11 protein-coding genes and 5 pseudogenes are annotated in these 13,581 nt (G+C 71.8%); 7 read left to right on the top strand and 9 right to left on the bottom strand.

Annotated elements, in window-relative coordinates; genetic code table 11:
* Positions 1-95: 95 nt before the first annotated feature.
* From WKH84_RS14325 to WKH84_RS14315, 3 genes are all read right to left on the bottom strand, one after another.
* Entirely contained in the window at positions 96-515 is a 420-nt protein-coding gene (locus tag WKH84_RS14325) for an enolase C-terminal domain-like protein (protein WP_341856904.1), read from the bottom strand.
* Positions 516-623: 108 nt separating this feature from the next.
* Positions 624-1,280: a hypothetical protein gene (locus WKH84_RS14320; RefSeq protein ID WP_341854135.1), complete on the bottom strand. Its 657-nt coding sequence runs from the start codon at positions 1,278-1,280 to the stop codon at positions 624-626.
* The gene (locus tag WKH84_RS14315) at positions 1,277-2,326 is read right to left on the bottom strand and encodes a zinc-binding dehydrogenase (protein WP_341854134.1); all 1,050 of its coding nucleotides are present in this window, start codon (positions 2,324-2,326) and stop codon (positions 1,277-1,279) included. The genes WKH84_RS14320 and WKH84_RS14315 overlap by 4 nt, the downstream gene beginning before the upstream one ends.
* Before the next feature lie 414 nt (positions 2,327-2,740).
* Here WKH84_RS14315 and WKH84_RS14310 point away from each other — a divergent pair.
* A pseudogene (locus tag WKH84_RS14310) lies at positions 2,741-3,501 on the top strand (SDR family oxidoreductase).
* Between the two features lie 177 nt (positions 3,502-3,678).
* Here WKH84_RS14310 and WKH84_RS14305 read toward each other — a convergent pair.
* The 6 genes and pseudogenes from WKH84_RS14305 to WKH84_RS14280 all read right to left on the bottom strand — a co-directional run bounded on the left by WKH84_RS14305 (position 3,679) and on the right by WKH84_RS14280 (position 6,980).
* A complete protein-coding gene (locus WKH84_RS14305; RefSeq protein WP_341856903.1) occupies positions 3,679-4,323 on the bottom strand; it encodes a tripartite tricarboxylate transporter permease in 645 nt (214 codons plus the stop codon).
* 85 nt (positions 4,324-4,408) lie between these two features.
* Positions 4,409-4,549: pseudogene (locus WKH84_RS14300) on the bottom strand (hypothetical protein); the annotation flags it as partial.
* Between the two features lie 82 nt (positions 4,550-4,631).
* Positions 4,632-4,838: pseudogene (locus WKH84_RS14295) on the bottom strand (tripartite tricarboxylate transporter permease); the annotation flags it as partial.
* Between the two features lie 64 nt (positions 4,839-4,902).
* A pseudogene (locus WKH84_RS14290) lies at positions 4,903-5,235 on the bottom strand (tripartite tricarboxylate transporter permease); the annotation flags it as partial.
* A 15-nt stretch (positions 5,236-5,250) separates the two neighbouring features.
* Positions 5,251-5,802, bottom strand: coding sequence for a hypothetical protein (locus tag WKH84_RS14285; protein ID WP_341854133.1), 552 nt, complete (start codon positions 5,800-5,802; stop codon positions 5,251-5,253).
* 71 nt (positions 5,803-5,873) lie between these two features.
* Complete coding sequence (locus tag WKH84_RS14280; protein ID WP_341854132.1) at positions 5,874-6,980, bottom strand: tripartite tricarboxylate transporter substrate binding protein; 1,107 nt, start codon at positions 6,978-6,980, stop codon at positions 5,874-5,876.
* 549 nt (positions 6,981-7,529) lie between these two features.
* Between WKH84_RS14280 and WKH84_RS14275 the strand changes: the two genes are divergently transcribed.
* The 6 genes and pseudogenes from WKH84_RS14275 to WKH84_RS14250 all read left to right on the top strand — a co-directional run bounded on the left by WKH84_RS14275 (position 7,530) and on the right by WKH84_RS14250 (position 13,547).
* On the top strand, positions 7,530-8,261 hold the full coding sequence (locus WKH84_RS14275) for a LysR family transcriptional regulator substrate-binding protein (protein ID WP_341854131.1): 732 nt from the start codon (positions 7,530-7,532) through the stop codon (positions 8,259-8,261).
* Between the two features lie 125 nt (positions 8,262-8,386).
* A complete protein-coding gene (locus WKH84_RS14270) occupies positions 8,387-9,463 on the top strand; it encodes a 2-keto-3-deoxygluconate permease (RefSeq protein WP_341854130.1) in 1,077 nt (358 codons plus the stop codon).
* A gap of 287 nt (positions 9,464-9,750) precedes the next feature.
* Positions 9,751-11,469 (top strand): annotated as a pseudogene (locus tag WKH84_RS14265) (Ldh family oxidoreductase); the annotation flags it as partial.
* Positions 11,405-11,914: an Ldh family oxidoreductase gene (locus WKH84_RS14260; protein WP_341854129.1), complete on the top strand. Its 510-nt coding sequence runs from the start codon at positions 11,405-11,407 to the stop codon at positions 11,912-11,914. The pseudogene WKH84_RS14265 and the gene WKH84_RS14260, both read left to right, overlap by 65 nt.
* On the top strand, positions 11,911-12,945 hold the full coding sequence (locus WKH84_RS14255; RefSeq protein WP_341854128.1) for a DctP family TRAP transporter solute-binding subunit: 1,035 nt from the start codon (positions 11,911-11,913) through the stop codon (positions 12,943-12,945). Before WKH84_RS14260 ends, WKH84_RS14255 begins: the two co-directional genes overlap by 4 nt.
* Positions 12,942-13,547 carry a TRAP transporter small permease gene (locus WKH84_RS14250; RefSeq protein ID WP_341854127.1) on the top strand — a complete coding sequence of 202 codons (606 nt, stop codon included), beginning with the start codon at positions 12,942-12,944 and terminating at the stop codon, positions 13,545-13,547. The genes WKH84_RS14255 and WKH84_RS14250 overlap by 4 nt, the downstream gene beginning before the upstream one ends.
* The last annotated feature ends 34 nt before the right edge of the window (positions 13,548-13,581 follow it).

The following is a 13,581-nucleotide window of genomic DNA, read 5'->3' as shown; positions in this document are numbered from 1 at the left end:
AGGGGTCGGGCTCGGCCTCACTGTGCCAGCTCCCGGGGCGTCCGTGCAGGACGGCCCGAACGCCGATACATCCGAGGTCTGTGCGGGGTGGGGCCTCAGTGGGTGAACGGCCGACGGGTCGGGATCTCGGGGTTGAACTCGACGCCGAAGCCGGGGGTGTCCGGGACGCGGATCCGTCCGTTCTCGGGCACCGGCTCCCCGAGCGACATCGGCGAGAACATCGGCACGATCTCCTCGGCGCTCGGGTGCATCATCAGGAACTCGCTGAACGGGCTGTTCGTGCGGGTGATGACGAAGTGGTAGGAGTACACCGAGGAGCCGTGGGGGACGACCATCGCGCCGTGCGCGTCGGCGAGCGCGGAGATCCTCGCCAGCTCGGTGACGCCGCCGCACCAGCCCACGTCGGGCTGGATGATGTCCGCGCGACCCATCTCGAGCGACTGGCGGAAGCCCCAGCGGGTGGCCTCGTGCTCGCCGGTGGTGATGAGCATGCCCTTGGGGGCGTTTCGGCGCAGCCTGCTGGTAGCCCCAGTAGTCGTCGGGGATCAGGGCCTCCTCGAGCCAGCGCGGCCCGTGCTCGTGGGCGCGGTGGGCGAGCCGCGTCGCGTAGTCGACGTCCAGGCTCATCCAGCAGTCGTACATGAGCCAGAAGTCGTCGCCGACCTTCTCGCGCATCTCGGCGAGCAGGGCGATGTTCTTCTCCAGGCCCTCTTCCCCCTCGGCCGGGCCGTGGTGCGGCGGCATCTTGCCGCCGATGAAGCCCAGCGCTTCGCGACGTCCGGCCGGGCGCCGGTGGCGTACATGGTCAGCTCGTCCCGCACCGGACCGCCGAGCGGCGCGTACACGGGCTCCTCGCGGAGGCGTCCGAGCAGGTCGTAGAGGGCGAGGTCGACGGCGCTGATCGTGTTCAGCACGATGCCGCGTCGGCCGTAGAAGAGGGTGGAGCGGTACATCTGGTCCCAGATACGCTCTATGTCGGTGACGCGGGCGCCCTCGAGGAAGCGGGCGAGGTGCTTCTCGACGATCCAGGCGCCGATCTCGCCGCCGGTGGAGACGGCGAAGCCTACGGTGCCGTCGTCGGCCTCGATCTCGACCATGAGCGTGCCGAGCACGTTTATGCCGAAGGACTGCCTCGATTCGCGGTACTCGGGGTAGACGGACATCGGGGTGGCGATGTGGTCGTCGATCCAGTGGTCCTCGCCCTGGCCGTGGTAATCGGCGCCGCCGCCGGTGACGGTGAAGGCGCGGACGTGGGCGATGGTGCGGTGCGAGGCGCTCATGCGGCGCTGACCTCCTCGGCGTCGAAGCGGACCAGGATCTTGCCGGCCGGGCCCTTCCCGGCGGCCAGGGCGGTGAAGGCGTCGTGCGCCTGCTCGGGCGGGACCACCTCGCTGACCAGCGCGGCGGCCTGCTCGGCGTGCTCGCCGATCCAGGCGGTCGCGTCGGCGAAGTCCTGGGCGGTGTAGGTGAAGGAGCCGTGGATCGTGCGCTCCTCGGTGCTGACGGCGAAGGCCGCGAGCTCCAGGCGCGGCGAGCCCATGCCCACCAGGACGATGCGGGCGCCGAGCCGGGTGGCGGTGAGGCCGTCGGCGAGGGTGGGGGTGACGCCGACGGCGTCGACCGCGAGGTCCGCCGGGCCGCCGAGGACCTCGGCGAGCTGATCGGCCATCGGTCCCGCGGCGGGATCCAGCGCGCTCGCGCCGAGGGAGGCGAGGAGCTCGCGGCGGCGGGGATCGGGCTCGGAGACCGCGATCGCGGTGAGGCCCGCCCGCTGGAGGGCGAGGACGACGCTCTGGCCGATGGGACCGCCGCCGACGACGAGGGCGCGCTCCTCTGGGCTCGGCGCGGCCAGGCCCACGGCGTGCACGGCGACGGCGAGAGGCTCGATGAGCGCGCCGAGGTGCGGCGGCATCGCGGGGTCGAGCAGCAGGACGTTGCGGGCCGGGACCACGACGTAGTCCGCGAAGGAGGCGGCGCGGGCGGCGGCGACGCCGATGACCTGCTTGCCGGGGGCGTCTTGCTCCCTGCCGCGGTACTCCTCGGCCTGCTCGGGCGGCACGACGACGGGGTTGAAGGTCGCCGGGGCGCCGAGAGGGAGGGCGGCGGCGTCGACCCCCTCGCCGAGCGCGGCGATCCTGCCGGAGGACTCGTGGCCCATGATCTGCCCGGGGACGCGCCGCCCGTTCTCCCCGGTGAAGCCGTGGAAGTCGGAGCCGCAGATGCCGGTCGCGCAGATCCGCAGCGACACCTCCCCCGCTCCGGGCTCGGGGCGCTCGACGTCGACGAGGTCGAGCTGGTGGAAGTCGGTCAGGACGAGTGCTCTCACGAGGGTCTCCAGCACGGTCGGGGCGGTCGCGGGCCTCGCGCCCCGGGTGCCGGCCCGTGCTGGACCGACCGGCGGGCACAGGGCGCACCGGGACGGGGTCGAGGAGACATCGGATGTACGCCGGGGCGGGGGTGCGCTGAGCACCGTTGCTGCGTCGTGGCCGAGGTCGCGTCCACGACGCTACCAGCGCTCCCGCCGGGGAGGACCTGCTGCATCATCCGCGTTTCCACAATCCCGTATCCGTGGATCGGCACATGCAGCATTGCGCGTGCGACCAGGGGTGATGCGGGGCTCGCAGGGCGGGGTGACGCTCGGTCCCTGCGGGCCCGGAGGTCCGGACGACGACCCTCCCTGCCGCCCGCCGGGCAGATCCCATATCCTGCATGAGCCACCACTCGATGAGGAGAACACCCCATGACTTCTGCAGCAGAGCTCGAGTTCGCCGGCCTGAAGGCCATCGTCACGGGCGGCGGTGCCGGCATCGGCGCCGCCACCATCCGTGCCCTCCAGTCCCGCGGCGCGACCGCCGCCGCGCTCGACCTCGATCCCTCCGGCGCGCCCGAGGGCGCGCCGCGGATCCAGGTCGACGTCACCGACTCCGCCGCCGTGAAGGCGGCGGTGGACCAGGCCGCGGAGGAGCTCGGCGGCCTCGACATCGTCATCAACAACGCCGGCATCGGCGCCCAGGGCCAGGTCGACGCCAACGACGACGCCGAGTGGGCGCGCGTGCTGGACGTCAACGTCATCTCGGTCGCGCGCGTGACCTCGGCGGCCCTCCCCACCTGCGCCGCTCCGACGCCGCGGTCGTGGTGAACACGGCCTCGATCGCCTCGATGCTCGGCCTGCCCGAGCGCGCGCTGTACTCGGCGTCCAAGGGCGCGGTGCAGGCGCTGACCCTCGCGATGGCCACGGACTGGGTCCGCGAGGGGATCCGCGTGAACGCCGTGGTGCCCGGCACCGCGAACACCCCGTGGATCGGTCGCCTGCTCGAGAAGGCCGAGGACCCGGAGGCCGAGCGCGCCGCGCTGAACGCCCGCCAGCCCCACGGCCGCCTGGTCGAGCCCGAAGAGGTCGCCGAGGCGCACTGCTACCTCGCCTCCCCGCGCAACCGGTCCACGACCGGCGTGCTGCTGCCCATCGACGGCGGCATGACGAACCTGCGCGCCCGCTCCTGAGCGCACCGCCCGGGCGACCCGCGCGCACCGCGCGGCGGCGCCCGGGTGTGCCGCGCACGACAGAGGCGGCCCGCCGGAGGAGTTCCTCCGGCGGGCCGCCTCTCTCGTGGTCCCCTCGAGGGACCGGGCGGCCTCGTCGGCGAGCGGATCAGGCCTCGGCGACGACGCCGCCGGGCATCAGGCGTCCGCCCGGACGCCCTTGCCCGCCGCCTTGGCCGCGGCGCGCTCGGCGCGGCCGCCCAGCAGGTTCATCATCGGCACGGCGGCGATCGCGAGGACGACCAGCACGATGAGCACCGCGCTGATCGGCCGGGTGAAGAACTGGGTGAGGTCCCAGTTCGTCTTGATCACCGACTGCATGAAGTTCCGCTCGACGATCGGGCCGAGCACGATCCCCAGCACCACGGGGGCCAGCGGGATGCCGCCCTTCTCGAAGAGATAGCCCATCACGCCGAAGACCACCATCAGGCCCACCTCGAGGTAGCCGTTGTTGATCGCGAAGGCCCCGCAGATCGAGATGGACACGATGATGCCCATCAGGATCGAGCGCGGGATCCGCGACACCGTGCCGGAGGCCCGGATGAGCAGGAAGCCGAGCGGGAGCAGCAGCAGGTTCGCGACGATGAAGATGATGTAGAGGGAGTACAGCGTGTCGGTCTGGTAGAGGAACAGGTCCGGCCCCGGCGTGATGCCCTTCACCAGCGACACCCCGATAAGGATCGCGGTGATGGTGTCCCCGGGGATGCCGAAGGCGAGGGTCGGCACGTATGCGGAGGCGATACCGGCGTTGTTCGCGCTGGAGGCGCCGCTGATCGCCTCGATGCGGCCGCTCGTCGGCGGTGCCCTTGCCGCCCTTGCCGGGACGGATCCGACTCGTGGAGCGGGTTACGGCGTAGGAAATCCAGGCCGCGATGTCGGCTCCCGCGCCCGGCGGCGCGCCGGCGACGCCGCCGATGACAGCGCCCGAGCCGACCCGCCCCTTGTTCCGCCAGATCTTGCGCAGGGTGGGGCGGACGGTGCCGCCGGACTCCAGCTTCGGGATCGGCATCGAAGCCCCGCGCCGGGCGGTAACCGCGCGCAAGCACCTCGGAAAGGCCGAACAGCCCGATCATCGCGGCGATGAAGTCCACGCCCCGGTACAGCCGCTCCTGACCGAAGGTGAAGCGCGGGTGCCCGAGGGTCACGTCGAGGCCGACGGTCGAGACCAGCAGACCCACCATGAGCGCGATCCCGCCCTTGAGCTGCGAGCCTTTGGAGACGATGACCGCGGCGGTCAGCCCCAGGACGGCCACCCAGAAGTACTCGTAGCTGGTGAAGCGCGGCGCGAACTCCCCCAGGACCGGGGAGACGAAAATCAGCGAAGACTGAGCCGAAGAGACCGCCGAGGACCGAGCCGACGAGGGAGACCCCCAGGCCGATCGGGCCCTTCCCGTTGCGGGTCAGGGCGAAAGCGTCCTCGGTGTACGCCGCCGACGAGGGCGTGCCGGGGATCCGCAGCAGGGCGCTGGGGATGTCGCCGGCGAAGATCGCCATCGCGGACATCGTGATGATCGCGGCGATGGCGGGGACCGGGTCGAGGAAGAAGGTGAAGGGCACCAGCAGTGCCGCCGCGAGGGTCGCGGTCATCCCCGGCAGTGCGCCGATGACCAGACCGAACACCGCCGAGAGCAAGACCACGAGGAGCGTGGTGGGATCGGCGACCAGCGAGAGGGCGCTCTCGATGTCGTGGACCATGTCAGAACCCCTCGATCAGGCCGTCGGGGAGTCGCACCAGCGAGCACCTGCTCGAAGAGGCCCCACAGCGCCAGCGCGGCGATGACGCCGGTGAGAACGGCCGTGAGCCACGAGGCTCGCAGGGAGCGCACGATGGCGATGACCAGCGGCGCCATCGTGATCGGGAAGCCCAGCACCGGGGCGAGCAAGCACATAGGCGACGATGCCGCCCATGAGGATAGCGCCGTTGATCCAGCGGCGGGCCCCGTCGGAGCCGACGTCGGTGTCCATCACGCCGGCGGTCTCGAGCTCCTCGAGGGGGACGTCCCCGTCGGAGTCCGGGGCCGCCGCGCCGGACAGGGCGAAGGGATCGGCCTCGGCCGGGGCGATCTCGCCCCCGGCGGGAGCGGACGTGCTCCCCTCCGCCCGCATCCGGCGCTCGGAGAGCCACGTGGTCAGCGGCAGCGGCGCGCCGAAGAGGATCAGCAGGCCGCCGATCATCATCGGGAACAGGCCGGGGCCGGGGACGCCCTCGCGGATGTACGGCATCGAGGCGCCGTAGGGGATCACGATCGCCCCGCCGAGCACGGATAGTCCCCCGATCAGAAGGTTCTGCCGCGACACCCCGCGCGGGGGCACCGCGGCCGTCGCGGAGGCCGTCACTTCGCGAGCCCCGCTTCCTCCATGACCTCGCCCTTCTTCACGTCGTCCTCGCGCATGAGGGTCTGGAAATCCTCGGCGCCCGCGTACTTCACGCCGAGGCCGGAGTCGGCCATGAACTCGGTGAACTCCCCGGACTCCGCGATCAGGCCGAGGTGGCACTCGAGCTCCTCGACGACCTTCGGGTCCATATCCTTGGGACCGGCGATGCCGCGCCAGACGGACATCGAGTAGTCCGAGCCGAGCCGCTCCTCGAGGGTCTCGACATCGGGGAAGTTCGGGTCGCGTTCGGAGCCCATGACGCCGAGCGCCTTGGCCCGCTCGGAGTCGAGCATGGTCTTGGATTCTCCGAGCGCGTTGGTGGTCATGTCGATGCCACCGGCGACGAGCTCCTGCGGCGCCGGCGCCGCACCCTCGGAGGGCACGAAGTTCACCGAGTCGACAGGCAGATCGTTGTCCAGCGGCATGCCCAGCGGCGCGAGGTGCCAGATGCCGCCCTGGCCGGTGCCGGAGGCGGTCACCTCGCCGGGGTGCTCCTCGATGTAGGTGAGCAGGTCCTCGGCGTTCTCCCACTCCGCATCGGCGGCGACGGTGATCCCGGCGCCGTCCTCGTTCATCTGCGAGATGGCGGTGAGGTCCTCGCCGCTGATGTCGGTCAGGCCCTGGTGGTGCATCATGCCGATCTCGACGGTGACCAGGCCGATCGTCTGGCCGTCGGGCTCGGCGTCGACCATCGCCTGGTGGCCGACGACGCCGGAGCCGCCGGTGCGGTTGACGACGTTGACGTTGGAGCCGAGCTGGCCGGAGAGCTGGTCGCCGATGAGGCGGGCGACGCCGTCGGTGCCGCCGCCGGCGGCCCAGGGGACGATCATCTCGACGGGGCCGCTGGGGTAGTCGGGGGCGATGTCGTTGCAGGCCTGGATCGCGTCGGTGTCCGCGCCCTCGCCGCCGCCGGCCCCGCCTGGCGACCGGCGGCGACCAGGGCGAGGGCCGCGGCTCCGGCGATGCCGGAGAGCAGGCCGCGGGTGCGGGGACGGGAGGTGCGGGTCATGGCGGGCTCCACTTCGTCGTGCAGATCGGGACTCGTGCAGGTCGGGGATGGTCACGACGAGCTCGCTCCGGTCCGCACGGCATCGTGCGGGGGCTCGGCCCGGGTCTCGTCGTCGAGGTGCTTGGAAAGCTACCAACGAGGGGACGGAGGAGGGCTCCGCCCGCGATCCGCGAACGCGAAATCCTATATCCGAGATTGGTAAGATGGGTCACTGCAGTGCGCTGACCAGCGACGGAACACCCCGCGCGCGCGCCGAGACCAGACCGTGATCCGCCCCGGATCCGCTGCAACCCGGCCCCGCCGAAGGAGGACCCCGTGCCGCGCATCGAGCAGACCGACTGGTTGGAGACCTTCGTGGCGGTCGTGGACCACGGCGACTTCTCCGCCGCCGCCCTCGTCCTGCACCGGGCGCAGTCGCGCGTGAGCACCCACGTGGCCGCGCTCGAGCGCACCCTCGGCGGATCCCTCGTGGACCGCAGCCATCGCCCGGTGCGCCCCACGGAGCTGGGGCTCGCTTTCCTCCCCCACGCCCGGGCCGTGCTCGCCGCGCTCGAGCGCGGCGTCGAGGCGGTCGACGAGCACACCGGCAGCCGCGCGCGGCCGCGTGGTGATCGGTCGCCACCCGAGCGTGAGCGCGGGCTTCCTGCCGGGCGTGATCGCGGGGGTCCACGCCGAGCACCCGCTGCTGCGCATCCAGCTGACCGAGCACACCACCCCCGACCTGGTCTCGGGCATCGCCGCCGGCCGCTTCGACATCGCGATCCACTCGCTGGCCTCGGACCCGCCCTCCTCCGACCTGCTCAGCGTGCACCTGTGGACCGAGCACTTCGTGGCGGTGGTGCCGCCGGGCCATCCCCTCGCGCCCGAGGACGGGCAGGTGCGCGAGCCGCTGGAGCCCGCGGGGCTCACAGAGCATCCGCTGATCGCGATCGCCCGGCCCGGCGCCGCGGTCGACCCCGACACCGGCGCGCGCGCCGCGGGCCTGGGGGCTCGAGATCCCGCTGGCCTGGCAGTCCGAGCGACCGCAGTCGGTGGTGAACCTTGCCCGGGCGGGCCTCGGCGTCGGGGTGCTGAACGCGCTGGCCGCGAGCATCAGCGACACCACGGGGATGGTGGTCGCACCCGTCGGCTCCCTCGCGGAGGGACGGGACGTGGCGGTGACGCGGGACCGCCGCTCCGCACCCTCGCCGAGCGTCGACGTCGTCTTCCGCGCGATCGTCGCGGCCACGCCGCCGCCGGGGGTCCGCCCCGCGCGCTGAGTGCCCCGGCGGTCCAAGCCCGGCGGCCTGGCCCCGTCGGTCCACGCTGCGACAGCCCACGGATCGCAGGTGGTTGACGCCCGAGCATCGGCCATAGATCCTATAGCCCTGTTGCGCGGGTCACCCCGACCCGCCGCACGCCGGCGACGCCGTCGGCGTCCCCCGCACCGCCCTTCTCGTGATGAGGCCAGAAGGAGTCCCCGTGACCGACCGCTCTCCCGATCTCTCCACGCCGCGCTCGCCCCTGTACGGGACGATGGACCGCATCCCCGGCGGGACGATGGTGATCCCGCTCGTGCTCGGCGCGGTCGTCGGCACCCTGGCTCCCGGCTTCCTCGAGCTCGGCGACTTCACCACCGCCCTCTTCGCCACGCCGATGCCGCTGATGGCGCTGGTCATCTTCGCCACCGGCATGCAGATCACGCCGAGGTCGATCGGCCCCGTAGCCGGCACCACCGGCGCGCTCCTGCTGGGCAAGACGATCGTCCCCGGCCTGCTCGTGGTGGCGCTGGGCTTCCTGGTGGGCCTGGACGGCGTCCTCGGGATCTCGATCGTCGCGATGCTCGCGACCTTCGACAACTCCAACGGCGGGATCTGGCTCGCGTTCACCGGCAAGTACGGCACGCGCACGGACCGCGGCGCCTATGTCGCTTCCGCCGTGAACGACGGCCCCTTCTTCACCATGCTGTTCATCGGCGCGGCCGGGCTCGGCGAGATCCCGCTGGAGTCCTTCGCCGCGGCGGTCATCCCGCTGCTGTTGGGCATCCTGGTGGGCAACATCGACCATCGCTGGACCGAGATCCTGCGCCCCGTGCCTACCATCGTGATCCCCTTCTTCGCCTTCGGGCTGGGCACCGGCATCGACATCGGCGCGATCCTCACCGGGGGGATGACCGGCATCGTCCTGGGGCTGGTGGTCACGCCGTTCACCGGCGGCACCACCTATCTCGCCTATCGCTTCCTCGCGCGGCGCGGCAAGCGCGCCGGCATCGGCTTCGTCGCCGGCACCACGGCGGGCAACTCCATCGTGACCCCCGCGATCATCGCGGCCGCCGACCCCCGCTTCGAGCGGTACGTGGACGTCGCGACCGTCCAGGTCGCGACCGCGGTGCTGATCTCGGCGATCACCGCCCCGCTCATCGCCGCCTGGTTCCTGCGGCGCCACGGCGCGCTGACCACCCCGGACGAGGACGGCCTCGACGAGGGCGGTGAGCCGCTCCCCGCCGCGGCGGGACAGCGCCGCGACGAGGCCCTCGACCCCGCCTCTGAACACCGCTGATCTGTCGATGACCGCTCCGCGTCCCCGCCTCACCCGCGCCCATCTGGTCTGGGCTGTCGGGGTATTCGCCTACCTCTGCGCCGTCTCCGGGCGTGCGGCGTTCGGCGTCGCCGGCGTCGAGGCCTCCGCGCGCTTCGGCGTGGACGGGACGGTGCTGAGCCTGTTCGGCGCGGTGCGGCTGGGCACCTATGCCGCGGCGCAGATCCCGGCCGGTCTGCTGCTGGACCGGATCGGGCCGCGCCGGATGCTGGTCCTCGGGGCGGTGACGATGGCGGCGGGGCGGCTCGCTGCTCGCCTTCGCGACCGGGGTGCCGGTGGCGCTGCTGGGGCGGTCGCTGACCGGCATGGGCGATGCTGCGACCCTGATCAGCGTGGTCCGGCTGATCGCGAGCTGGTTCCCCACCGGGCAGGTGCCGGTGTTCACGCGGCTCGCGACCATGATCGGCCAGTTCGGTCAGGCGGTCGCCGCGGTGCCCTTCCTCGCCCTGCTGCTCGGCGCGGGATGGACTGCGGCCTGGTCCGGTCTCGCGTTCCTGCTGCTGCTCAGCGTCTTGCTCGTGCTCGCCCTCGTGCAGGACGTGCCACCCGAGGAGCCGGGCGCCGCGGTGCCGCCGCGAGTCCGGGCGGGGGCGCTCCTGCGCGCCGTGTTCACTTCGCGCCCGGCGTGGTCGGGGTTCTTCCTCCACGCGCTCACCCTCGCGACGGTCAACGCCTTCCTGTTCCTGTGGGGCGTCCCGTTCCTCACCGAGGGGCACGGGCTGGGCGCGGCCGAGGTGGGGGCGCCGCTGACCCTGAACGTCGTGGTGATGGTGGCGCTCGGTCCCCTCATCGGTCTCCTCACCGGGCGCTTCCCGCGGCACCGGGTGATGCTCGGCGGGATCGCGGGAGCGATCCTCGTCGCAGCCTGGACCGCGATCCTGCTCATCCCCACGCCGCTCACGGCCTGGCGGCTGGTGCCGCTGATGGTCGCGCTCGCGGTCGGATCGGCGACCTGCTCCGTCGGCTTCGACCTGGCACGCACCGGGGTGGCGCCGCGCGCGATCGGCACCGCGACCGGGATGGTGAACATCGGCGGCTACTCCACCTCGCTGCTCGCGGTGCCGCTGATCGGCGTGGTGCTCGACCTGCGCGCGCCCGACGGGGCGGCGAGTCTCGCGGACTACCGCGCGGCCTTCGCCTCGACGGGCGTGCTCATGGCCGCCGTCGCTCTCGGGTCGCGCTCCTCACGGGGCGCACCGGGGTCGACTCCTCCCCCTCGTCAGGAGCCGCTCCGACGCAACGCTGAACAGATTCCCGCCGACACATCGGACCCTTTCGCCCCACCCCTCTTGTGTTCACCGATCACCTTCTATACGTTGGGCCCACTTCGTACAGAAAGGACCGTGACGATGACGTCACCGCGCCTCCCGGTCGACGACCTCCTCTCCCTCACCTCCGAACTGCTCGAACGCTCTGGCGTTCGCGCCGACGACGCCTCCTTGGTCGCCCGTTCCCTGCTCGCGGCGGACCGAGCGGGCATCTATTCCCACGGCCTGCTCCGCCTCCCGCTCTACCTCGAGGCCGTTAATGCCGGCGGCATTGATCCGACCTCTCGACCGTCCGTCTTGCGCCGCGTCGGCGGCACCGCGGTGCTGGACGGTCAGGGCGCCTTCGGCCAGGTGGTGATGCGGCGCGCCGTGGACCTCGCCACCGAGACCGCGCACGAGCACGGGATCGCGGCCGTCGCCGTCCAGGGATCGACGCACTTCGGCGCCGGCCGATTCTGGACGGACCAGCTCGCCGAGCGGGGCCTGGCCGGCGTGCTCACCTCCTCGACCGGTCCCGTCGCCGTGCCCTTCGGCGGCTCCCGTCCGGTCCTCGGCACGAACCCGCTGACCCTGTCGCTGCCGTCCTCGGGTCCGGGTCCGCTCGTCGCGGACCTCGCCACTACGGCCGGCGCCTATGGCAAGGTCGTCTCCGCCCGGAACGAGGACACCTCGATCCCCGAGGGGTGGGGCGTGGACGCCGAGGCGCGGCCGACGACGGATCCGTCGGCCGTGCTCGACGGCGGTGCGCTGCGCCCCCTTCGGGGGGCACAAAGGCTCAGGCATCTCAGTGCTCCTCGAAGGACTCGCCACGGTGCTGACCAGCGCCTCCCTCGCCGCCCGAACCGTGGACATCTGGGAGGACCGCTCCTCCCGGATGAACACCGGTCACCTGTTGATCGCCCTGGACCTCGCTGCGTTCGGGGATCCGGCGCAGATCCGCGACCGGGTCGCGGAGCTCCAGGCGGAGGTGCGCTCCTCGCACCCCGGAGGCACCGTCGTCGCCCCCGGCGATCTCGAGCACGACCGCGCCGCCGCGGACGACGGGGTGGAGCTCGCCGCCTCGACCGCGGAGCGGCTGCGCGCGCTCGCCCGCGCTCATGACCTTCCCTTCCCCGACCCCCGTCCAGATGGGATCTCACGATGACCCGCACCGCCCGACGCCGCGGCCCCGGCACCCTCCTCCTCGCTGCCTTCTCGGCGCTCGCCCTGGCCGGATGCTCGCTCTGGGAGCCCGTGGATGTCAGCCAGATCGAGAAGCACACGATCGATCCCGACGCCCGCGTCGTCCGCTTCGCCCACCAGTACGACCCTGCCCATCCCGTCGAGGCCTGCGGCGCCGCGACGCCGCGGCAGGAGCTGGCCGACGACGGCATAGCGGTGGAGACCTACCCCTCCGGCCAGATCGGCGGAGAGGGCGAGACCACTGAGCAGATCGCCACCGGTGGCCTCGAGCTCGGCGTGGTGGGCCCGTCCTTCCTGGGCATCTGGTACCCGGATGCGGCCGTGCTCGACGCCCCCTACCTGTTCTCCGACGTCGACCAGTTCGACGAGGCGACCAACGGACCGATCATGGCTGAGGTCTACGACAAGATGGCCGAGGAGACCGGGCCGCGGGTCACCTCCACCTGGTACTACGGCACTCGCCACATCACCTCGAACGTCGAGATCGACGAGCCGGACGACCTCGTCGGGCTGAAGATCCGCACCCCCGACGCGCCGCTGTACATCACGAGCTTCGCGATCATGCACGGCGCCGCGACGCCGATGGCGCTGTCCGAGGCCTACCTCGGCCTCCAGCAGGGCGCCATCGACGCCCAGGAGAACCCGATTCCCACGATCGACGTGCAGAAGTTCTACGAGGTCCAGGAGTACCTCAACCTCACCGCGCACATGGTCCAGGCCGTCAACATCGTCACCTCGGATCGGTTCATGGAGTCCCTCACGCCGAGCGAGCGCGAGGGCATGGAGGACGCCCTGGAGAAGGCGCGCATCGCCACCCGGGACTGCATCGTCGAGGCGGAGGAGGAGACCCTCCGGCAATGGGCGCAGGAGGACGCGATCACCATCAATGACGACGTCGACGTCGATGCCTTCCAGCGACTGATCGCCGACGAGTTCCCGTCGAAGGTGGCCTGGGGAGATCTCTACCTCGAGCCGCAGGAGTCCGTCCGATGAGCATGCAGTCGCCCAAGCCCATCCCCGGGGGCCGCGACGGCCAGGTCCCCGACCTCGACACGTACATCGAACGCGACCACTACGAGCGCAAGTGGCGGCTCTACGCCCTGCTCGTGGACGCCGAGCGCCTGCTCGCTGGAGCGCCGCTCATCGCCGTCTTCGCGATGATCATCTTCCAGGTGTTCACTCGCTATGTACTCGCGTCACCGCTGCCCTGGACCGAGGAGATCGCCCGGTCGCTGGTGGTGTGGCTGACCTTCGTGGGAGCCGGCTTCGTCTCCTCCCGCAACGCCCACATCGCCGTGGACATCCTCGCCGTCTACCTCCCGCGCCGGATCGCCTCCGCGAGCCAGATCTTCGCCCTGCTGCTGGTGGTCGCGGCCGCGAGCTACATGGTGTGGGCGGCTCTCTCGCTGATGGTGCTGACCAGTCCACTGGAGATGACCGCCAGCTCCCTGCCGATGCCGTTGCTGTACGGCGCCGTACTGGTGGGCTACCTGATGATCCTCGGCCACACGCCGCTGAACATCGCGCCGCACCTGCGCCACCCCGAAGAGATCCCGGACGCGGTCGAGAAGGCCGCCTCGATGGAAGGCCTGTGATCCCGTGGTCCTGCTGATCATGTTCGCAGCCCTG

This window comes from Brachybacterium sp. GPGPB12, assembly GCF_038396325.1.
GTDB classification, from domain to species: domain Bacteria; phylum Actinomycetota; class Actinomycetes; order Actinomycetales; family Dermabacteraceae; genus Brachybacterium; species Brachybacterium conglomeratum.
The sequence above is the reverse complement of the archived record's forward strand: the minus strand, read 5'-3'. Positions and strand labels throughout refer to the sequence as shown.

Excerpts from the sequence above, each read along its gene's own strand:
- WKH84_RS14260 (WP_341854129.1), top strand. The coding sequence starts at position 11,405 with ATGGCAAGGTCGTCTCCGCCCGGAACGAGGACACCTCGATCCCCGAGG.
- WKH84_RS14255 (WP_341854128.1), top strand. The coding sequence starts at position 11,911 with ATGACCCGCACCGCCCGACGCCGCGGCCCCGGCACCCTCCTCCTCGCT.
- WKH84_RS14320 (WP_341854135.1), bottom strand. The coding sequence starts at position 1,280 with ATGAGCGCCTCGCACCGCACCATCGCCCACGTCCGCGCCTTCACCGTC.
- WKH84_RS14250 (WP_341854127.1), top strand. The coding sequence starts at position 12,942 with ATGAGCATGCAGTCGCCCAAGCCCATCCCCGGGGGCCGCGACGGCCAG.